The following is a 23,347-nucleotide window of genomic DNA, read 5'->3' on the forward strand; positions in this document are numbered from 1 at the left end:
TATCGGCACAGTGGTCCCTGTCAGAATATCAAGCAACTGCGTCGGACAAACTCACGCAAACACCATCATGGATAGTGGCCGTAGCCAGGCCCGGTAACGTTAATGAAGTGTTTTCGGATCACGGGCGGCTAGACCGGGTGTTAGAGTTTTTTTGCTAGCACAACTGGAACTTTGCTGGGCGTCTGCGAAGACTGAGTGGAGTTATCCGGTTGGCCAAACCGATCCGGCTGTGCTGAAATACCTTGTTAACCTGACGACCGTTCGTCGACTTTTCCGATATCTCCTGCGTTTCCATGTGAAGGTGGCGGCAGGAACCAAAACACCCTTGCAACGCGTTCGCTGATGAATCTCGCTCAAAAACTACGTCAACGTCTCGCCCGCCTGATCGCCATGGATGCCCGCGGCGGTGCGGCGACTCAAATTTCGGCTGATCGCGGACGTTTGCTGTTGGAGACGCTCGAAGGACGGCAAATGATGGCGGGTGACGTCAGCATGTGGTTCACCGATCCGGCCCCCACGGCAGCGGACGACGTGTCAGCGATCACGGACGCCTCGGCGAGTGATCGGGGCACGTCGAGTGTTGCCGCGGAGGGCGAATCGACGGTTGACTTGGTCGAACTCGCCAAGCACCTCGACCAGGAGGGTTTCGAATTCTACGGAGCGGCGTGGTGCCCAGCGTGCACGCAGCAGAAGCAATTGTTCCAAGACGGTCAGGAGTACCTACCCTTCACGGAGGTGACCCTCAACGATGCCGCCCGCTCGCAAGACCCGCAGTACGCGAGCCTGAATATCACCGAGTATCCGACTTGGGTTTTCCCCGATGGAACGCATCACTCGGGGGTGCAGTCCATTGAGTCATTGATCGAGGCCAGCGATTACGTCAATCCGGCTGAGAACTTGCCCACGTTCAAACCGATTGGACCGCAAACGGTCGCTATCGGATCGCCGCTGCACATTCCGATTGACGCTTACGACGCTGATGGTGGTCCGCTGACGGTGACGGTCTCGGTCCAAGATTCGTCGGTCGTGTCGGGGACGGTCATCACGGGTAACCGCTCCCTGCGACTGGACATGGAAGGCTATGGCGACATGGTGTTCGAACTGTTCGAGCAGCGTGCCCCGGAAGCCGCTGGCCGCGTGATTGAACTCGCCGAAGATGGGTTTTATGACGGGCTGTTGTTCCACCGCGTCATCGACAATTTCGTGCTCCAGGCGGGTGACCCCAATGGTGATGGGACCGGTGGTTCCGACTTGGGCTCTTTTGACGACGATTTTAATCCTGACCTGCAGCACAACCGCTCGGGCGTGCTGTCCTTCGCGAAGTCTTCCGATGACACGAATAATTCGCAGTTCTTCATCACAGAAGTCCCCACCCGATTCTTGGACTTCCAGCACTCGATATTTGGGCAACTCGTCGAAGGAGATGACGTTCGCGAGGCGATCAGTGAAACCGACGTCAATTCGAGTGACAAACCGACCAACCCCGTAAGAATCACCCAAGCGACGGTTTTTAACGACACCGAGAACAGTGTCGTCATGCTGAAGGCCCTCGGAACTCCGGGCACCACGAATGTGACCTTCACGATCACCGACAGCAGCGGCAAACAGTACCAAGAAGTGGTCGCCGTGACGGTCACCGAGGATGTCGATTCCAACGGGGCCCAGATCAACAGTCAGCCCTACCTGAAACCGATCAACGATCCGATCGTGTCCAGCGGTACGGGGCCGGCCACCCTCCAGCTCGAGAGTGTTGATGTCGAGGGTGACGCGGTTAGCTACTTCGTCACCGGCACGAGTTCGGACGACGCAACCGCCACGGTGGATCCCGCCACGGGCCTGCTGACGGTGACGCCGAAGGCTGGTTTTCAGGGTGAAGTGCGTGTGGGAGTGGCCGTGCTAGCGGCATCCATCACTTCGCCGACTTCGGACTCTCCGATGGATTCGCAAGTCATTACGTTCTCGTTCGACGATTCCGCCATCGCCGTCCCCAGTTCGATCGATTTGCGTGCGACCAGTGACTCGGGCAGCAGCAACAGCGACAACGTCACGAACCTCGGATCGATGACGTTTGACATCAGTGGGGTGACCGCGGGCGCAACCGTCCAGATTATCGACACCTCCGATAACACGGTGATCGGAGTGGGCACGGCGACGGGCGATACGATTGCCATCACGACCAATAACATTGCCGCGATTGGTCAAGGCACGTATACCCTGGCGGCGCGGCAGGTGATCGATGGGACCGCTGGTGAAGTGTCCGCGACGATCTCACTCACCTATGACACGTCGGCGCCGTCCTTTGACACCAGTACGCTCAATACGACGGGCAACATCAACACTCTGTACCAAACGAATCTGATCAGTTCAGAAGAGGGCAGTGGAGCATCGTATGCCCTGACGACGCGTCCGAGCGGCGCGACGATCGTAGCGGGGACCGGCGTGATCAATTGGACGCCCTCGGCGTCACAAATCGGAGCCAATGCATTCACGGCCACGTTGACCGACAAGGCGGGCAATGTCACTACGAAGTCGTTTACGGTCGATGTCACCGGCGAGCCGCTCGCGGGGATCAAATTGGAAGTCACCGACCTGGACGGCAACCCCATCAGCTCGCTCGACGTGGGCGATACGTTCTTGTTGAAGATGTACGGCACCGATGAGCGGAGCCGCGCCGATCAAGGCGGTATCTACGCCGCCTACGCAGACGTTGTCTTCGATGGCACGCTTGTGCGAGTGGTGCCGGGGACATCGATCGACCACACGGTCGCGTTCTCCAACACACCCTCGGGCACCATCAACACGGGGTTGATCGACGAACTCGGTGGTGTCAGTACGAGCACGGCACCGAGCAGCGAGGCACAATCGTTAGTGGCGACGCTGCAGATGGAAGCACTCGCAGCAGGATCCGTCAATTTCGTGACGAACCCCGCTGACGGCGCCAACCGCGCGGTGCTGTTGTACTTCAACAATGAAAATGTGTCCGCCGACGCGGTGAGCTACGGCAGTGCGTCACTGGCCATTGGTCAAAGTTTCGATGCGAACCCTGATCAATTCACCGTGGCGAAAGACAGCGGCGCGACGGAACTCGATGTGCTCGCCAACGATACGATCACTTCAGGGACGGGAACGCTGGCGGTCGTCAGCGTGACCCAGCCGAGTAGTGGCGGCAGTGTGACGCTGAGCAATGGGGTCGTCAGTTTCACACCCTCAGCCGATTTCGTTGGCACGTCCGAGTTCACCTATTTAGTGTCCGGTCCTGGCGGCGTACAGAATACGGTTCCTGTGACCGTGACGGTCACAGGGACGAATGATTCACCGGTCGGCGTGGACGATACTTTCACCGTCGATGCGGGCTCGGGAGCCAATACGCTTGACGTGTTGGCCAACGAATTGGATACCGCTGACCCTGGCGAAACGCTCAGCGTCACGGGGGTCACCACCTCGGCTGCGGGCGCCACGGTCACGATCGCCAGCGACGGCAAGGCGATCAGCTACACGCCACCGGCTTCGTTCACCGGTACCGATACGTTCGAGTACACGCTCAGCGACGGCACGAGCACCGACACGGTATTGGTGACGGTGACGGTGCAACCAACCGATGCACCGCCGACAGCGGTCGACGACTCGTTCCCTGCCAGCGGCAGTCCTGCGATCAACGAGGATGCTCCGCAAGCGAGCTATGATGTGCTCGCCAATGACATCGCCGATGCAGACAGCGAGAGCTTCGTGATCACGGCATTGGGCACACCATCGGCAGGCGGCACCGTCTCGATTGGCACCGATGGCGCCTCGCTGATGTACCAACCCAAAGCCAACTTCCACGGTACTGAAACGGTCACGTACACGATTCGCGATAGCGGTGGTGGGTTGGCCACGGCCACAGCGACGTTCAACGTCACGAGCGTCAACGATGTCCCACCCATCTCCGACGGTTCGTTGACGATCTCGAAGGGCGCCGGTCCATCGACGGTCCTGTCGATCTCGGACTTACCCGCAAACGTGGACATTGGTGAGGCGCTCAAGTTCATCAGCCTGACCACACCGAATAGTGGCACGGTGGCCATTTCCACCGACGGTCAATCCATTATCTTCACTCCCGCCAGCGCCGACTTCACGGGCGAGGTCACGTTTGACTTTTCGGTCGAGGATGCTGGGGGACTGCAGAGTGGTCCCGCAACAATGACGATCACAGTAGCAGAGTACCTGCCTCGTACGATCGAAGTGCAGTTCAACGGCAACGCGTTCGGATTGCTCAGCGGCAGCTTGTCGCAATTCACCCTGACCGGCACCAACGTTCAGAACCAAGCGATTAGCATCCCGCTCAATGGGGCCAGCATCGTGGTGACCGATAGCGGCGTCCGCGTGCCCAACCTGTTGCCGGGATCCTACCAGCTGAACGTGCCTGCGATCCCGTTCCTGCACCAGGGCGAGACGGCGCAAACGATCGACATTGAAAGCGGTGTCGATGAGGGCGACGAAACCGTGGAACTGAACTTCGGCAGCGTGAAAGCCGAGTACTACAGCGTTGCTGACTGGCTCGGGTCGGCACCCCAGCTATCGGTCCTCGCCGCCGTCAGCCCTGGTGGCGAGGCGGTCTTCGCCCATACCAGTACCGCAGCGGACAGTGCCGTCTCCGGACTGCAAGTCCGACTCGATGAAGCCGGAACCGCCTTCACGGTGAACGCGACCAAGCCGGCCGCGTCCGGGGCCACCGATCAATCGCCCGTAGCGGTGAGCTTGTCCGCCAATGTCAACGACGATTCCGTCGTGCAGGTGGTCGGGACATCAGGTGCTATGCAGTTGGTCCGGATCAGTTTGGAAAACAGCCAGGGAGAGTTGAACCTGACCGAGGTTGGAGCCAGCGCATCGGCGTTAAATTCAGCGAACTCGACCGCCGCCGACTCCACGACGACTGGGGCCGAAACGGCGGCAGCTGACGAGACCGTCCCGCAGAGTTCCTTGGACCTGGCCAGCCCCAGTGGTGAACCGCTACCGAGTGCCGATTCGACATCACTCGCCGCGGCGAGCACGCTGAGTGAGACACCGGCTGCCGGGGAGCCCATGTCGACATCCGCGACGGCAAACATCGATGCTGCGATGGCAGATGTCACGGATGGTTTACGGCGTATTTCGCCTGCAGGAGACCAGATTGCCGAGGCCGATTCGGACCCCATGCAATCGTTCTCCGCGGCCGTAGATCGGGTCTTGACAGAGCGTTCGGATGCGTGAAACGGTAGCGTTTTGCCACAATTTCAGTAAAAACACGTTAAAACGCACGTTTTTTACCGGTCAAGTGGGTTGCGGGTTTTGGAGTACCGACATAACACTTGGATCGCAACGATGCAGAAACGGTTTTTTGATTTCTCTCGTTTTTTCCTGTCTCCGTATCCATTTCACAGGTTCAGCCCATGCCCGCAGCCATTCCACCCAAAGCGCCCACGAAAACTCAAATCCTTGCCAACATCGCCGAAGAAACTGAGTTGAGCAAGAAAGACGTTGCCGCCGTCCTCGACGCTTTGGCTGGCGAGATTGGCAAGTCGCTCATGAAGGGTGGCCCCGGCCAGTTTGCCATCCCAGGACTTTGCAAGATCGTCCTGAAGGACGTGCCAGCGAAACCCAAGCGAAAAGGTCGCAACCCAGCTAACGGCGAAGAAATTTGGTTGGCTCCGAAGCCCGCCAGCAAGAAGCTGACGATCCGCCCACTCAAGGGCCTCAAGGAAATGGTCTAAGCGTTTCGCGCCGACCTCCTTTTTTTGATCTCAACGCGACTGCCTTCCTCTCGATGATGCTCGGGACGGAAGGCAGTTCTATTTTGGGATGGAGCTGCCGCAGCCGATTTGCTAATGAGAACGTAGCTGGGGATCATTCTCCCGAGCGAGCCAATCGGTTTCGGACGGAGTCAGCGGGCAAAAAAGGAAAAACGGAATGATTCGAACGCGAGGCAAACGCATGCAGGTAGTTCCGCTCACGTGCGCCATTGCATTCATGCTGGCCGCGACCACACACGCTCAGGACACGCTCGTCTCAACGTCCTCGCCCCAGCACTGGGTGGTGCTGACGGAAGTCTTTCAAGGCGATGCGAAGCAGCCTGACGAGACTCACCAGATCGTTTTTGAAAACGGCGTCTATTACGACTTCCCCGCCACCAAAGGGCAGCCGTGGACGATCTTTGACCTGCCGCAATCGCGGGTCGTCTTGCTCGATCGCGAGCATCAACAGCGAACAAGTATCGCCACCGAAGACCTCGTGCAACTGACCGCGCGGGCTGAAACGGAGGTCACTGATGCAGATCAACGGGCTCGCTATGGGATGGATGCCCAGCCGACTCAAGCGAGCGAGACTCAGTTCTCACTTCACTACGACGACACCGCGTATCAGATCAGCGGCGTGCGTACAAAGGTCCCCGAAGCGGCGGCACAGTACGGCCGGTTTGTGGACTGGGTTTGCCGTTTGAATATTGCTCGTCCGCGAGGGGTACCACCCTTTGCACGGATGAAACTCAATGAGCTGATGACGGCGCAGAACATCCTACCGCGAGAAACCTCCGTCACGCTCACTCGGCACGTGGGTGTTGACCGAATCCCCGCCACGATTCGGTTGCGGTCTGTCACTTCGCTTCGCAGCGAGATCGACGATTCGCTCGCCACACAAATCCAGGACGCGCAAACCATGCGTGTTGTTTTCAAAGAAGTCCCTTGGGATCAATACGAGCACTAAATGACTCACTCTCAGCAGGGCGAAACGGCCCACGCGTCACCCGCTCGCAAACGCGGCCGTCAAAAGAAAGTCACACTGGCCAAACGCTTGGAAGCCTTAGGTGTGATGTGGTACTTCACCCTGATGCGGCGGAGTGTCCGCATCCGTGTGACCAATGATCAACGTGATGCGATCCGTCACAACTCGGAGCGACAATTCATTTATGCGCTGCTGCATGCTCACCAAGCCGCCGCGATTGCACTTTCGGATCCGAACACCGGGGCGTTGGTCTCGCGATCGCGTGATGGTGAACTACTGGTGCCGCTGCTGAAATCGTGTGGCTGTATCCCGATTCGCGGCAGCAGTGGCAGAGGTGAGAAGGGGGGCGCCACCGCGCTGACCCAAATGATCCGGCATTGCCAGGACGGCAATCCCGCCGTGATTGCTGTCGATGGGCCCAAAGGTCCCCGCGGCAAAGTTCAAAAGGGGGTTGCGATGTTGGCACAAAAAAGCGGCATCCCGATCGTGCCGGTGGTCTTGGTCCCCAGCCGCCGACTGACCTTTGCCAAAGCTTGGGATCGGATGCAACTACCCGCTCCGTTCTGCGAACTCGACTGCCGTTTTGGTGAGCCCATTGTCGTCGGTGAAGATGACGATCTCGATCAAGTCGCGCTGCGTGTCGAGGACTCACTCGCTCAGCTCGAGTGGGAGGTCGATCCGCAAGAGGCTGCGATCACACGCGAGCAAAAACAGATTCCCGCCGAGCAAGATGTTTCATTGCTCAGTCGAGTAGCTTAAACTGACGCCATTCGAAGCCGCGAGAGTCTTGCCGAGACAGCTTCGCCTCTTGACCCAAACGAATAGCGAAACTCAGTGCACGCGATGAATTATTTACTCGGTTCCATGCTTGCCATCGCGATTGGGACAAGCGCTTCGATCACCGTTGCCCAACCCCCGGTCGCCCGCGACTTGTTTTCCGAAGCGGCTCCAGTGGAGGCGACGTTCACCTACAAAGAAGTGCCGCTGAGTGCGGAAACTCCATCCCAAACGCGACCCTTAAAAATTGACTGGACGCGACCGCACGACTGGCAGGCGTCGGATACTCGCGGCGCCGTCGTCTTCTTTCACGGCGGTGGTTGGACCGGTGGCGCCCCCGGACAGTTTGCTGAACACTCCCAGGCACTCGCCGATTTAGGGCTGGTTTGTTTTCGAGTTCAATATCGATTGCTCCCCCGCAAGGGCAACGATCCGCCGACAATCTGTGTGGAAGACGCCTCCGACGCGATGCGGTTTATCCGGGGTGCGGCGACGCGATTTGGTATCGATCCCGATCGTGTTGCTTGCGGCGGCGGATCGGCCGGCGGCCACTTGGCGGCGTACCTCGGCATGATGGATGACGAACAGGTCGACGGTGTTTCACGCAAGGCCGATGCGCTCCTGCTATACAATCCCGTCTACGACAACGGGCCCGGTCAGTGGGGTGCCAAACGCGTCGGTAAGCAAACCGATCGCTATTCACCCGCGCACAACATCACGTCCGACGATCCGCCCGCAATCGTGTTTCTCGGTGAGAACGATGCGTTGATTCCCATGGAGACGGCCCAACGTTTTCAGCGTTTAAGCCGTGAGGCGGGGTTGGTTAGCATTCTGCATACGTATCCCGGTCAAGCACATGGTTTCTTCAACGTGAACGTTGCGAAAGGGAAGTATTTCCAAGACACGCTTGAGAAATCCATCGCTTTTTTGAATCAGTTGGATTGGATGGACGCAAAGTAGAAGGCGTCTTCAGACAAGAGACGCTCGGTATTGGATTCCGGCGTCCTCTCTCGCTATCTACGCTCGCTCTCAAGGCGACTGCCGGGATCTTTCCCAAGAATGGCTCGCGACTAAGAATCACGGCTTTCCGCTGATCGCTACGCTTCGCCAACACTGTGTGCGGTGGGTAGCCGGATCACCACAAAGACGCCGTAGAGAGCCGCGCCGAGAATGATCATCTTCACGCTCATCCCGAGATGGCTCCAGATCAGGGTCGAGCCAACCAGGACGGTGACCATTGAGCAAGCGAGTGCTTTGACGCGACTTCGCACGCCGCCTTGGTCCTGCCAGTCGCGTAGCGGGGCACCCACCAGCGGCCACGACATCGCTTTGGCATGCAACGATGGTGAGACTCGGAGCAGGAAGTAGCACATCAGCAGCAGGAATGGTGTGGTGGGGATTCCTGGCAAAACAACGCCGATCATGGCGAGCATGAAAAAGGCCCCTGCCATCAACCAGTAGACGGCACGCCGCCATCCATGGACCGTTGGAATCGACTCTGCTGAGATTGCGGTCGTCTCGAGTGCGCTCGGGCTGAGCCTGCCTGTGGCAACATCATTCATCATCACAAAACTCTCTGGTGAAGGCATTTGCAGGGATGCGTTTAGCCCCTTCCCCGGATACTCCCAAGCATCGGAACAAGTCTTCCTCAAAATCGCTCACTATCCATCGCATGAAGTAAATCGGACGTGGCTACGCTCGCCAGAGCGTGGCGTCCCACCGTCAGGCGACAATCCCTACGGGAGAATTCATCACGTGTTATTCAAATGTTGCTAAACAGACACCTGGATGTATAGGATAGGCGGCGTGCGATGGTCTGTCCAGTCTCGTGGGAGGTCAGATCGCGGTCCAGCTTTTACTGATCAAGGTACGCGAGGATTTCATTGAGAGAATGGATCACGGCCGTTGGATGCGCGCTGAGGAGCTGGTTCTGTGTTTGGGCGCCCGTGGTGATCCCAAAGGTCATCCCACATTTGGCGTTTTGACCTTCCTCGATATCGATCTCACTATCGCCAACCTTCACGACAGAGTTGGGATCGCGAACACCGGCTGCCACCATCGCTTGATGGATCATATCTGGCGCAGGTCGTCCCTGTTCGACATCGCTCGCTGTGACCAGACCATCGATGTCCACACCGACCACCCAGCCAATTTTTTCAATCAGTCCTTCGGCCGTTGCTCGGTCGTAGCCGGTGTTTAAAACGACTTTGATCCCGCGTTGCCGTAGTGCTGCGAATACTTCAGCGGCTCCTGGCTGCGGCTGAACGTTCAGGGTCGCATACGCTTGAGAGAGCCGCTGTTTGAAGTCTGCGAAAATAGCAAAGACTTCATCGTCGGAGTGATGTTTTCCATCGAGAGCCAACACGTCGCGGATCGCGTGCGACTTTTCTTTGCCGGCTCCGGCAGCCTGAACTTGCTCCTGTGTGAAGTCATAGCCGGTTGCGTTGATCGCCAGACGGACGGTCTTGTAGACGACATTGTCTTCGTCAACCGTAGTGCCAGCCATGTCGAATACGACCAATTCAATCATTTTCAATTTTCGATAAGTGTTATTTAGAGAACTTAGCATTGGATGCGAGGTTGGTCGCAAGGGAGGAGCATCGGTACGGCGATTCGCGTTGTCCTACTGTTTCTCTTTAAAGATCGTCTCGATCTCTTGTTGGGTGAGAACTCGTTCCCAGACGGCGACTTCGTCGATCCAGCCATCAAAGTTCCGGTCTACCCCTGCGCGGTGGCCGCCAATGACCATCCCACCAAACTCGGCGGCCGGGCCGGGCGTGGGCAACGGGTTCGACGCGACGAGACTCCCGTTGATGTATAGGCGGATCGTCTTCGAATCGAATGTGAACAACGCATGGGTCCAGTGCCCAGTGATCTGATCGCGATCAATCAAAAAGTCAAACGGACCTTGCTTGAGCGCGACCGGAGCCTTTTGAGGTTCTGCAGGTTTCAAGGTGACGGTATGCAATTGCAGATTGATTTTGTCGGCATCCTGCTTGGCCGCACGTAGCCCCAGCGATAGGTGCCATGACGCTTTCAGGCTGGTGGTTCCCTCGGCGGTACTCTCCAGTAAGAACTGCCGATCGCTCGAACCCGCGGCCGGTAGGCTTTCAGGTTTGAACCACAGCGACACCGAGTGGGCATCGGAGTTGTCGTCTAAAAAGCTGCGTGGTACCGTCACGTATTGTTGCTCATCGCGTTGCAAATGAAGGGCTCCTCCACGGATGCCTTTCCCGGCATCGATCGAAGCCCCATGATGCGACTTGGCGTCGATACGTTTGCCCAAGATGGAATCGTTTTCAAGGTTCTCGTCAAAATGCCAGTGCGCCCGGAGAGCTGATTGCAAGCCCTGCGGAGATGCGTCCGGTGTCATGGCACTCAATTTTAGTTCGACGCGCCGATTGATCGTTCCTTCGGGCTGCCGGTACTCGGCAATTAACTTGGGTTCTTCGCCCGTCCCATCGGCGGTCAAGGTCAGGAATTGCCAGCCTTCCACCAAAGACCATTCCAGCGATGGATGGTAAACATCCAGTTCGGTGATCGTGTGTGTATGGCCGGGCGAAATGACGAAGTCGTGGAGGTCATATCCCAGTCGTTGCGGGTGAACCAAATGCCGGGCCACGTGGATGTCGCCACCCAACAGCGTGACACCGGAAATCTGCTCGGCAGCGATGAAGTCCAACAACGCATCACGCTCGTACCAGTACGTAAACATGTCGTCGGTCTCTCGATTCTTCTTGTCCTGCCAAATGGCGCCCAATGCTAAAACCTTGAAGGGTGCTTGGGATGCTTTGAGGCCGCTCAGCAGCCATTTCCATTGCTCGGCTCCGAAACACGTCGTCTGTGCGGGGTCAGCGGGCGACTTTTCTGTTTGAGAAAAGTATCTTGGGTCCAGCAAGAAGACTTCGATCATTCCCAAGTCGACCTTGTGATAGACACCCTCATGGCCATTTCCGTACTGAGTGTGCGCTCGATAGTCAACAAATCCTCTCCGTGTGTTGGGCTTGCCGGCCATCATGTTCAGGCCATTGCCGTTGTTGAGGCCAAAATCATGGTCGTCCCAAACACCGATCGTGGGCGTATGGGTTGCCAGAGATGCCAAACCCGGCATCTGCAAAAACATCCGATGCCGCTGGCGGACAAAGCTCAAGTCCGAGTTGTCGATGTAGGGCGTGTCGCCCATCAAGCAAACGGTGTCGACCCCCAGAGAATCCATCTCATTCCAAATCTCATTGGGCTCGATGTCGACACAGGAAACAAAACCGACCGTGACGGACTGGCCCGAACGGGCTGGATTGGCCGTGGTGAACGTGTGCTCGTCGTCTGCTTCGACCAGCGTCGTCGTCACGCTGCCAAGAGCATCAATTTGATAGCGGTAGGTGGTCGCGGGCGTGAGATCTTCGACGGTGAACTTCGCCACATAGTCCGAATCCTTGTCGCTCGCTGCGTCGACGCTGGAAATAACCCTGCCATCCTCCGCTAGAACCGTTAGACGCAGCTTTTGCGCGACCGCATTCGGCCGGTAAAGCAGATGCGCAGCCGTCGACTCGACGGTACCCACGATTGGCCCGACGACCTCATCGGCAACTACCTGCGAGTGTGGCAACCCGCCCAGTACCAGCAAAAAAACGGAGCTGTAGAAAACTCGAAACACCCCGTCCACGGAAGGGGAAAAACGTTTCAAACGTGCTAGCGATGGCTTTGTCATCTAACCGACTTTGGATTTCAGGGAGATTGGAGCAGTTGCATGAGCGCCACCGAATCGGCGGCCCGCGGGTTGTTCGACATTCGTTCAGAGTTCACGCTGGAGGCAATTTTCTGCAGTGCCCCCGCATCGCCCACACCCGCGGCAGATGGGGAACAGGCGCAACCAACGGTAGTGATGATCTTATCAAGTTGATCGCAAGCGTCTTGCACGCTGGAAGCACCCAGTAAGTTCACGATCAGGTTGATGCGCTGGCGAACATGATCCGCGCCTCGTGGATCCATGCAGTCATCGTCCGTCACACCCGCGTTGTAGGCCAATATGCGGCTAAGCGTCAGCGCAACTGCCATGCCATGTGGGATTTTGTGCTGCGAAGTGAAACCATACGACAGCGCGTGCGAAGCGGTCGTTTTACTGATGTTAATCGCCTTGCCCGCCCGATGCGAAGCCTGACACATGCCCATTCGCGAAGCTCTCGTTGGCTGATTCACCGCATGAGCGAGATGCTCGATTGCTAGCTCAGCGGCCGCCACCGCGTAGTTGATGGACTCGTTGGTGGCACCGACCGCCCAAATGGATTCGATCGCTTGACAGAGCGCATCCAGGCCAGTCGACGCCGTGATTCGCGGCGGCAAACTTTCCGTCAGCTGCGGGTCGACGATCGCATAGGTGGGCAGCAGAAACTCGTGAGCGACAGAGTATTTCTCGTGGTCCACGTAAGCGACCGCAAACTGTGTCGCTTCACTGCCTGTTCCTGCAGTCGTTGGAATGGCCACCAGCGGCGGGCCACATTTCGTGATAGGAACGTTTCCGGTCACAATGTCCAGAGCCGCTGCAGAGTGCGTCGCGATCGAAGCGATCAGTTTGCCCAGATCAATGGCCGTGCCGCCCCCCAACGCAATCAGCAACTCGGGATTCGCGGCGCGGAACTGACGAACCCCGCGTTCAATATCGTAAAACTGCGGATTGATCTCGAAGCCTGTGAACCGGGTGACGCGGCAAGACGCCAAGGCCTCATCGAGCACGACGTTCGCGCCCGATGCATGGGCCGCATTCTCGTCAATGACCAAGAAAATCCGCTCGGCAGCATGACTCTGAACGATTGGGCCGATGTGCTGTAAAGCACCCTCGGCAAGATGGACGATCGATTTACCGCGATGTTTGTGAGGCATAGTTGTCGATCGAAAGGGATTCTAGGTTGCCAGAATGTGATTTTTAGTCAACTTCTGTTCGCCCTGCAATCCCTTGTAGTCCCCGCCCCAATGAGCCGAATGCCGTAAGGCATCGGGTACCACGCCTGCTTCCTGGAGTACAGCCACACCACAGCCGCCCCAATGAGCCGAATGCCGTAAGGCATCGGGTACCACGCCTGCTTCCTTGAGTACAGCCACACCACTGCCGCCCCAATGAGCCGAATGCCGTGAGGCATCGGGTAACGCACGGCACTCATCCGCGAATACGTTTGGGCTAACCGGAAAAAAAGAGATTCACGCAGCATTCGTTGGCTATTTGAGCATATAGCCCCCGAGACGGGCGTGATTTAGAATCACACCATGAATCTCGTCGAACTTGCCCAGCGAATCCGCGCCCACCGCCTTGCCCAGCGTTTGACCCTCGAGGAGGTGGCCTCACGCACAGGTCTCACGCGAAGCTGGCTATCGAAGGTCGAGAACTTTCGGGTCACACCGTCGCTTCCGGCACTCGGCCAGATCGCCATGGCGCTGGGAGTTTCGATTGGCGATTTAGTAGCGGGTCTGGATGAAAAACCAACGCTCGTGACGGTGCTGAAGGACGAGCGTCAGGTCATCCAGCGAGACAGTAGCAAGGGAAACGAGACGGTATATGAATCGCTCGCGCACAAACGCCCGAATCGAACGATGGACCCGTTTTTGTTAACGGTGCCGGCCGAAACCGCTCGCGACGAGGCACTCTCACACGAGGGAGAGGAGTTTTTGATGGTGCAACAAGGCATGATTGACTTCGAGTACGACGGCAACCATCAGACGCTGCGGGCGGGTGACTGCCTCTATTTTGACAGCACCGTACCCCATCGGATTCTGAACCCGTACAAGCGTGCTGCATTAGTGCTATGCGTCTTCAGTAAATAGACGCGTCTGACGGGGAGATATAGTAACTTGGTGCGTAGACGACTTTGCCGCAGCCTATCGGCGTGTTGATTTTTTGAACCGAGTCGCGTGAGCGGCCGGGTGGCTCGCGTTACCCGATGCGGTACGGGATTCGGCTCACGATTGCCGGTCGAGGTTCGGTTTGATCAACAGCCTGTTATCCCCCGACGCCTTGCTGACATGTTTCAGCGATGTGATTCATGTTTCAATGGAATCAGAGTTCCGTGATGGCGTTCCCCTATTCTCCCCCGGAAAGATCTCTTGCCTAATACAATGACAAAGACCCTTCGTTTCTTGCCGATGGCCTTCACGGCATGGGCGGCCATGCTATCCGTCAACATCGTCAGCGGCGAGCAAGTCACGCGTCCCAATATTTTGATTCTGTATGCCGACGATCTCGGGTTCGGCGATCTCTCGATCCAAAATCCTGATTCGAAGATCCCGACTCCCCAATTGGATGAACTTGCTCGTTCGTCAATGCGTTTCACGAACGCTCACTCCTCTTCGGGAATCTGCACCCCGAGTCGCTATGCGTTGTTGTCGGGCCGTTACCACTGGCGAGATTTTCATGGGATCGTGGGAGCGATGGGCGCGTCGGTATTCAAGCCGGAGCGATTAACGATGCCGGAGATGCTAAAGGAAAACGGCTACGACACGGCGTGCATCGGCAAGTGGCATCTAGGCTGGGACTGGGACGCGATCCGCAAGCCCGATGCTAAGAAGCGGGGGGCGGGCAAATCGCAGTTCTACGGCCCGGAAGCCTACGATTGGGACCAGTCGATCCCAGAGGGCCCGTTGGCACATGGCTTCGATTACTACTTCGGTGACACTGTCATCAACTTCCCCCCATACGGCTGGATTGAAAACGACCGAGTCGTCAAAGCCCCCGATACGATTCTGGATACCAGCCAGTGGAAGCCCATCAAAGAGGGCAATTGGGAGTGTCGGCCAGGACCGATGTGTTCCGATTGGGACCCGTATCAAGTGATTCCAACGATCACTCAAAAAGGAGTGGACTACATCAAGTCGCGAGCCGACGGCGACAAGCCCTTTTTCCTCTACTTTGCTTTCCCGTCGCCGCACGCGCCAATCATTCCCAATGACAAATTCGATGGCAAGTCGAAGGCCGGGCCCTACGGCGACTTTGTCTTTGAAACCGATGATGCCGCCGGCCAGTTGCTGCAGGCTGTGCGAGATGCGGGGATCGAAGACAACACCATCGTCGTTTTCTCGGCGGACAATGGGCCTGAAAAATACGCTTATGCGCGTGATGAGAAGTTCGATCATTGGTCGTCAAAACCATTTCGAGGCTTGAAGCGAGATATCTACGAAGGTGGCCATCACGTGCCTTTCCTCTTGCGGTGGCCGGGCACGACAATCCCCGGGAGCGTTTCAGATGCACTCGTGTCGCAGATCGATCTGTTCGCAACGTTCGCTGAATTGCTAGGTGAAAACGTTCCCGATGCCGCAGAAGACTCACGCAGCATGTTGCCGTTGCTGCGAGGCAAGTCAGATAAAGTACGGGAGGCCCATGTTCATAACACCAAAGCGGGTCACTACGCGGTACGGCAAGGCGATTGGGTGTTGGTCGATGCGAAGACGGGCTACGTCAGTGGTCGTTCTCGCCCGTGGGAAGTGAAGCATGGCTACCCGGCGGACGACGATGCTCCGGCGGAACTTTATAACCTCCAACGCGATATCGGGCAGAGAAAGAACGTTGCTGCGGAGCACCCCGAGCGTGTCAAATCAATGCAAGCATTACTCAACAGGATTCGAGGTTAGTGGAAGCTGCCAAGGATTTCGGCAGCATCGGTGGCTTCATTTGAGCGAAAAGGTGGCAAATGCACGAAATGACTGACGCGTTCGGTAACGAGGCGTTGCATGGATTCGTCCTCTGAAAGGGATTGCGCTCATGAGGGATCGTCGAAGTGCCGATTCAATTGTGGGGAGTGTCTGTGCACGCGCCGCCGGATCGGGGAAATGTCTTGAGAAAAAAAGGAAACAGCATGCTCACGCGGCGACAAGCGTTGACGCTGGCGGGAGTCCTGGCAACGTTAGGCTGGCAGGGGGCGCGAGTAGCCCACGGGGAATCCCCGTCAGCGGCTGATGGCGCCTGGGCGAATGCGCAAGAGCGAGTTGTTTCGCGTATTTTCCGATTGCCACCGGTCGATTCACATATTGAACGCGTCGTTGTCACCGCCATCGCCGTGGACCCGAAGGGTGAATTCTTGGCCGTCGCCGGCGATGACCATGTGATCCGCATTCTCAATGCACAGTCCCTGGATGTTGTTCACGTTTTGGGCGAGGGGGGATCGACCAAGTCGTCCAAACCAGGCCACTTTGATTGGATTCGGACGCTTGCGTTTGATGCCTTGGGTGACCGATTGGCATCGGCGGGAAACGACGGTCAACTCATTCTGTGGGACCGGCGCCGAGATTTCGCCGCGATGCAAGAGATTGACTCAGCGCCGGCCCTGGCGTGCGTCCGTTTTTCGGCGTCCGGGGAACAGATTGCCGCAGTGGGATTCGATTCACGAGTGTTCTTGATCGGTCGCACCGCTAGCACGGCACCGGCATTGCGTTGCCAATGCGTTGATTTGCGTTGCTGTACCTACCGTGATGATGGCAGCGTGCTCGCGGTTGCGGGGCGTGATGGATATTTGCACCTATTCGATCCACGAACGGGTGAAGTTTTGATGGCCAAGAAACTGCACGCTGCACGTATCCGGGACATCGCCTTCATGCCGAATTCAAAGATACTCGTGAGTGTTTCCGAAGATGGCGAAATGATTCGTTTTGATACTGCAAAGGAGCAGCTGTTATCACGCCAGAAAATCACATCGGGCCGTTTGTTTTCACTCGCCGTGATCGATGATCGTACGATTGCCACGGCCGGCAGTGATGACGAGATACATATTGTTCACGTCGGTGACGATGAACGCGAACTACGAGTCCAAGCGAAACTGCGCGGGCACGTTGGCACGATCTCCACGCTGGTCGTCAATCATGGCGATCTGATCTCGGGAGGATTCGACGCAACACTGCGACGCTGGGATCTATCGAAGACGGGAGTTTCTGACAACAAAATTGCATTAGGGAATGACGCTGGCGTCGATCCTTTGGGGCAGACGCCCCGATAGCCAACGGCCGAGAAGCGACGAGCGACGGCGGGTGGGGTCGAGCATTCTGGCGAATAATACGGTGACACAGGGAGGTGTCCGGCGTGTTCTGGAAACATATCGAAGATTTTTGTGCATCGATCGGATTTTCGGGTCGCCGTTGCGCTGGGGGTGATACCTCAGGGGATCAAGGCAGCGCGTCACGATCGGCGAGCGCCCGGGCGCGGCGCGGCAAACTGAGCCGGTTGATTGCGCCAGCGAATGCTCATGTGGGTGTCCACTCGCGCAGCATGCGTGTGGAATCTCTCGAACCGCGCCGCCTGATGGCTGCCGATCCGATCCACGTGGGCGTGGTCTACGTGGAAACGGACTACCTCGAATCGGATGTCGGTAGCGATTCCCAAGGCGACCGGTTTATCGTGTCGTTCACCGGAGGGGCGCCCGGTACAAAACTGACGGAACTGCGGATTCGCACGGACAAAGATAGCGACGGGATCAGCGTTGGCGACCTGATTTTTGATACCGACGCAGGCGGCCGCGGGAAGAACGGCTACCATCCCTTCCAATTGGTCCCAGGACAATCTGAAGAAGCGACGGCGGAAGTCAGTGACGGCGGTCAAGAGTTGATTTTGCGACCGACGGATTTTCAGGCCGGTGATCGACTGATCTTTACGATCGATGTCGATGAGGTGCTTCGCAATCTCGCCGATCTTGATCAATTCAACGCGAGACTCGATGTGATCGCATCCGGACAAGAGTTCCAGGACTCGATTCTCGAAGCGAAATTCGAGGCACCGGATTACTTTGAATCGTCGGCCGATTCAATTTTCCTCAATGACTATGGTGACCCACATGCCGACTATGGATTGAATCTTCCGCCCGATCAAGGTACCGACGTTGATAGCCTCCCCAACCGCTCGGCGGCGGCAGTGGGCACTGTCACGCAAACCCCACGTCCAGCATCGGTGGGTGGTTTTGTGTATCTCGACGGTGATGGTTCGGGGACCAAGGATGTCGGTGAAAAAGGCTTGTCGGGGATTCGTGTCCAGCTAGTACCGATCGACACCATTGAACCGCAATCCACACTGACGACGACGACCGGTGCGGATGGTTCCTACGAGTTTACCGGTGTGATGCCGGGCCGTTATCGAATTGTCGAACTCGATCAACCCACCGATACCGATGATGGCATCGACGCAGCAGGCACCATTTCGGGTCGCATCGTCGGCGCGGCCGTCAATCCAGGGGACGAGATTCGCGATGTCCTGCTCAATGGTGGTGACTCGGGAATTAATTATAACTTCGGAGAGCTGCCGCTCGGTTCGATCGGCGGTTTCGTGTACTTGGTCAATCCTGGCGAAGACTGCACCGAGACGCACGACGCATCGAATAGTCAGCCGATCGAGGGCGCTGAGGTCCGTTTAATCGGTGAGGATGGCAAGACGGTTGCGACCACGCACACGGGTGCCGATGGCAGTTACCTGTTTGCGAACTTGCATACAGGCGTCTATCGCATCGTCGAGGTCACCCCAGCAGGTCTGCTCGACGGTGAAGCACACGCCGGCGATATCCAAACGCTCGCGACGACCGTACTCGTCGCGGCGGGTTCGGTAGTCGATGGAGGCAATATTCGCAATATCGAGTTGCCTTCAGGCGGAAACGGTAGTGAGTACAACTTTTGTGAAGCGGCCCCCGGTTCGCTCGCAGGCCAGGTCTATCACGATCGAAATGACAATGGGCAGCGTGACTCTGGTGAAGAAGCGATCGGTGGTGTTGCGCTGGATCTGATCGGTTCGGACGGAACCGTAGTGGCAACGACCCATACCGATTCGCAGGGCGCGTATCGCTTTGACAATCTGACACCGGACGACTACCGGATTGTGGAGTCGCAGCCAGCAGGATTCATTGATGGCAAGGATCAGGTGGGCTCGATCGATGGCCGCCCCGTGGGACGGCTCGGCAGCGACGGTGATTCGCTCGTCGACGTGGCACTGCGTCAGGGTTTGGACGGGGTTGGCTACGATTTTGGTGAACGTCAAGTTGGTTCGCTCAGCGGACAGGTCCATGTTGACTTGGACGGCGACTGCGTGCTCGATCCCGGGGAACTCCTGCTCGCTGGCGTTGAGATTGAATTGCAGGATACCAGCGGCAAGACGATCGCCACCACAACGACGGATTCCGATGGGAAGTACCGCTTCGATAACCTGTTGCCAGGTTCCTACACCGTCGTCGAGCATCAACCGAGTGGATACTTTGAAGGTGGCGCGACGGCGGGGACGCTCGGTGGCGTGGTGGATGGTCCCAACCGGATCCAGCAAGTGACGATCGGTTCGGGACAACAGGCGCAGAACTACGATTTCTGTGAGCAGCCGCCCGCAGAACTCTCTGGCGTCGTGTTCGTGGATCGCGATGGCGATTGCATGCAGGATTCCAATGAAGAAGGGTTGGCGGGCGTGACCGTGGAATTGCTCGACGTCTCGGGCAACGTTGTCGCCACCACGACGACCGATGCCAGCGGAGTGTACTCATTCACCAATCTGCGAGCCGGCGCTTACACGGTTCGCGAAACGCAACCGAATGGCTATTTTCAAGGTGGTCAAACCGCTGGTAACAAAGGTGGTGATGCGTCGATCGCCGATCGTATCTCAGCGATTCCCGTCGGCTGGGGAGAGATTCTGACGGACTATGATTTTTGTGAAGTCCTACCCGCGGGGATTTCGGGTGTCGTCTATGTCGACCTCGATGCCGATTGCATTCGTGATGCCGGCGAAGAGGGCTTGGCCGGTGTGCTGATCGAACTGCTCGATGAAACGGGCAAGGTCGTCGATAGCACCACGACCGACGCCAGCGGCCGGTATTCATTCACCAATCTACAGGCGGGCGAATACACGGTTCGCGAAACCCAGCCGAGCGGCTATTTCCAGGGCGGGCAAAAGGCGGGTAGCAAGGGCGGCGATGATTCGGTGGCGGATCTCATCTCGGCGATCTCGATCGGTTGGGGCGAGACACTGACGGACTACAACTTCTGCGAAGTGCTCCCCGCGGGGCTGTCGGGGGTCGTGTATGTCGACCGGGATGCCGATTGCATTCGTGACGAAGACGAAGAGGGCTTAGCGGGTGTGTTGATTGAGTTGCTCAACGAATCCGGCCAGGTCGTCGCGAGTACCACGACCGACGCGAGTGGACAGTATTCGTTTGCCAACCTGCAGAAGGGGGAATACACCGTTCGCGAAACTCAGCCGAGTGGCTATTTCCAGGGCGGGCAACAGGCGGGTAGCAAGGGCGGCGATGATTCGGTCGCGGATGTCATCTCGGCGATTTCGGTCGGTTGGGGTGAGACGCTGACGGACTACAATTTCTGCGAAGTCTTGCCCGCGGAAATTTCGGGTGTCGTCTACGTGGACCACGACGCAGATTGTGTCCGTGATGCAGGCGAAGAAGGGTTGGCGGGCGTGTTGATCGAATTGCTCGATGAATCGGGTAAGGTCGTCGGCACCACGACGACCGACGCCAGTGGTCGGTACACGTTCGCCAATCTACAGGCGGGGCAATATAGCGTTCGCGAGACGCAACCCGACGGCTATTTCCAAGGCGGTCAAACCGCCGGTAGCAAGGGCGGCGACGCCTCGGTTGCCGATCGCATCTCGGCCATCCCCATCGGCTGGGGTGACAAACTCACCGATTATAATTTTTGTGAGCAATTGCCGGGCACGATCTCGGGCAAAGTGTGGAGCAATCTCGATCGTGACGAGGAATTTGATGGCAATGAATCACCCATTGCCGGAGTGCTGATCGAGTTATCCGACGAAACAGGTGTTATCGCCAGCACGCATACCGACGCTCAGGGGAACTATGAATTCACGGGACTGCGGGCTGGACGCTATACCGTCAAGGAGCATCAACCAGAGGGTTACTTCAATGGCGGGCAGACCGTCGGCTCGCTAGGCGGGCGGTCGCTCGATGTCGATGTGGTCGGTGAAATCGACCTGCGGGGCGGCGATCAGGCAATGGAGTACAACTTCTATGAACTCGCGCCCGTAACGATCTCGGGGTACGTCTTCCAAGACGGCGGTGCGCTCATCCTCAGCCAAGCTCCCGATCCTGAATTACTGCGGCAGTACCGCGATGGAAAACTCACCGACGACGACACGCGGTTGTCAGGCGTGACGTTGGAACTGCGTGACGTCCACGGAGCGATTGTCGATCCCACGCGTGTTCAGCTCGGCGGTTCGTCCGACGTTGTGCTGCGAGTGACGACGGATGGCAATGGGTACTATCAATTCACTGGTTTGCGGCCGTGGACGGTTTACTCGGTCTACCAGACCCAACCTGAGGGCCTCATTGACTCATTGGACACTCCGGGAACGTCAGGGGGACTGGCAATCAATGCTGCCGATTTTACCCAGCCTGGTGCGTTGCAAGCGTTCTTGGACGGTTTGGTTGACGGAGGCGATCCACGCTTCGATGCGATCTTCCGAATTGAAGTCTCGCCCGGCGGTAGCAGCACGAGCAATAACTTCAGCGAAATCGTGATCGAGGCGCCACCGGTTGTGCCGCCTTGGACATACGCACCCTCGACGACGCCTGATCAACCGTTGGCGCCCATCGAATCATTCGATCCGGTCGCGCTGCCGACGATGCTGCCTTATCAGTTTCGTACCATCACACCACCCATGATCGCGGATGATGAATGGCAAGTGAGTTGGCACCTGAGCGTCATCAACGGTGGTTTCCCACGGGGGCAAGGTCAGCAGCCGGAGTCGGCGATCATGACGTCACACGATGGACAAATGCGTGCAGAACCGGCAACCTTTCGCAGCGATAAGGACGACGCCGATGAGAATCGCAAGTTGTCGGACATGCTGCTCGAAGTTGATCTGTCGAATGGACGTTGGCTGATCCAGCCCAGTCGTATGGGCGTCCTGTCCGACACGGTCGCGGGCAGCAAGATCGAGATCGGACATCGCGACGCAACCGCGCTGACGGGTGATTTCGACGGTGACGGCGTCGACGAAGCGGTGCTGTTCATTAACGGTCAGTGGTTCGTGGACCTCAACGGTGATGGGAAATGGGACAAGGGCGATCTGTGGGTCCGGCTGGGCACGGCACTCGACCGACCGGTTGTCGGTGACTGGGACGGTGACGGCAAGGACGATGTGGGGATCTTCGGTCGCCGTTGGCAAAACGACGAATACCGCATTCGCCAAGACCCTGGGTTGCCCGACCCGGCCAACCAGCGACGACGCAATCTGCGACGCGAGGATTTGGTCCATCGCGTTCCTACCGAGCATGAAAAACAGCAGCGTGTGCTGATGCGTGGGCAAGACGGTGAATTGCTCGCCGACGCTGTCGACCATGTCTTCCAGTACGGCGAACAAGTCGACACGCCTTTAGCGGGTGACTGGAACGGAGATGGAATCGACCAGATCGGTGTCTTCCGTGGTGGCCAGTGGATGCTCGACGAAGACGGTGACGGACGCTGGACGGGCAAGAATCGGCCGATCGAGTTTGGCCAACCTGGCGATGAGCCCGTCGTCGGCGACTTTGACGGCGACGGGATTGACGAAATCGGCGTGGTTCGTGGCGACCTTTGGATCATTGATTCCGATGGCGATCGTCAGCTCACCGGGAACGACAAACAAATTCGTATCCCACGTCCAAGCGGCGACTCCCAACCCATCGTTGGCGATTTCGACGGCGACGACCGCGACGATCCCGGCTATTATCGCGCCGCTGGATAGCGAAGGATCGTGCCTCTTTCAGATTGGGAGGTTGGACGCCGCCGCTCAGACGGCTCGCGTGGGACCGTCTCTCAGAAGTGTGAAGGACGAAGGTCGCTCGCGTTTTGAATCTCTCACTTCTTCCGTCTGGCTTCCCGGACAACA

Annotated in this window: 13 protein-coding genes; 9 read left to right on the plus strand and 4 right to left on the minus strand. The window is 57.6% G+C overall.

From position 1 onward, the window contains the following. Positions 1-342 precede the first annotated feature (342 nt). The 5 genes from SH410x_RS06505 (at position 343) to SH410x_RS06525 (ending at position 8,472) form a co-directional block, all read left to right on the plus strand. Positions 343-5,229, plus strand: a complete 4,887-nt coding sequence (locus SH410x_RS06505; RefSeq protein ID WP_473675694.1) for an Ig-like domain-containing protein — start codon at positions 343-345, stop codon at positions 5,227-5,229. Positions 5,230-5,408: 179 nt separating this feature from the next. After that, a complete protein-coding gene (locus tag SH410x_RS06510) occupies positions 5,409-5,729 on the plus strand; it encodes an HU family DNA-binding protein (RefSeq protein ID WP_146408915.1) in 321 nt (106 codons plus the stop codon). 196 nt (positions 5,730-5,925) lie between these two features. After that, positions 5,926-6,717, plus strand: coding sequence for a hypothetical protein (locus SH410x_RS06515; protein ID WP_473675695.1), 792 nt, complete (start codon positions 5,926-5,928; stop codon positions 6,715-6,717). Beyond that, positions 6,718-7,494: a lysophospholipid acyltransferase family protein gene (locus SH410x_RS06520; RefSeq protein ID WP_473675696.1), complete on the plus strand. Its 777-nt coding sequence runs from the start codon at positions 6,718-6,720 to the stop codon at positions 7,492-7,494. Between the two features lie 84 nt (positions 7,495-7,578). Further along, positions 7,579-8,472: an alpha/beta hydrolase gene (locus SH410x_RS06525; RefSeq protein ID WP_473675697.1), complete on the plus strand. Its 894-nt coding sequence runs from the start codon at positions 7,579-7,581 to the stop codon at positions 8,470-8,472. 137 nt (positions 8,473-8,609) lie between these two features. On the opposite strand, the gene SH410x_RS06530 is transcribed toward SH410x_RS06525, so the two are convergent. The 4 genes from SH410x_RS06530 to SH410x_RS06545 form a co-directional block, all read right to left on the minus strand. Beyond that, positions 8,610-9,077: a YbaN family protein gene (locus SH410x_RS06530; RefSeq protein ID WP_473675698.1), complete on the minus strand. Its 468-nt coding sequence runs from the start codon at positions 9,075-9,077 to the stop codon at positions 8,610-8,612. Positions 9,078-9,367: 290 nt separating this feature from the next. Continuing rightward, entirely contained in the window at positions 9,368-10,042 is a 675-nt protein-coding gene (locus SH410x_RS06535) for a phosphonatase-like hydrolase (RefSeq protein ID WP_473675699.1), read from the minus strand. A 93-nt stretch (positions 10,043-10,135) separates the two neighbouring features. Then, positions 10,136-12,220 (minus strand): LamG-like jellyroll fold domain-containing protein, encoded by a 2,085-nt coding sequence (locus SH410x_RS06540; protein ID WP_473675700.1) that lies wholly within the window; start codon positions 12,218-12,220, stop codon positions 10,136-10,138. Between the two features lie 17 nt (positions 12,221-12,237). After that, a complete protein-coding gene (locus tag SH410x_RS06545) occupies positions 12,238-13,389 on the minus strand; it encodes a phosphonoacetaldehyde reductase (protein ID WP_473675701.1) in 1,152 nt (383 codons plus the stop codon). 381 nt (positions 13,390-13,770) lie between these two features. Here SH410x_RS06545 and SH410x_RS06550 point away from each other — a divergent pair, with 381 nt between their 5' ends. The 4 genes from SH410x_RS06550 (at position 13,771) to SH410x_RS06565 (ending at position 23,203) form a co-directional block, all read left to right on the plus strand. Beyond that, complete coding sequence (locus SH410x_RS06550) at positions 13,771-14,325, plus strand: helix-turn-helix domain-containing protein (RefSeq protein WP_473675702.1); 555 nt, start codon at positions 13,771-13,773, stop codon at positions 14,323-14,325. 291 nt (positions 14,326-14,616) lie between these two features. Next, positions 14,617-16,125, plus strand: coding sequence for a sulfatase family protein (locus SH410x_RS06555; protein ID WP_473675703.1), 1,509 nt, complete (start codon positions 14,617-14,619; stop codon positions 16,123-16,125). Positions 16,126-16,349: 224 nt separating this feature from the next. Then, complete coding sequence (locus tag SH410x_RS06560; protein WP_473675704.1) at positions 16,350-17,483, plus strand: WD40 repeat domain-containing protein; 1,134 nt, start codon at positions 16,350-16,352, stop codon at positions 17,481-17,483. 269 nt (positions 17,484-17,752) lie between these two features. Beyond that, positions 17,753-23,203, plus strand: a complete 5,451-nt coding sequence (locus SH410x_RS06565; RefSeq protein ID WP_473675705.1) for an MSCRAMM family protein — start codon at positions 17,753-17,755, stop codon at positions 23,201-23,203. The last annotated feature ends 144 nt before the right edge of the window (positions 23,204-23,347 follow it).

This window comes from Rhodopirellula sp. SH410, assembly GCF_055811895.1.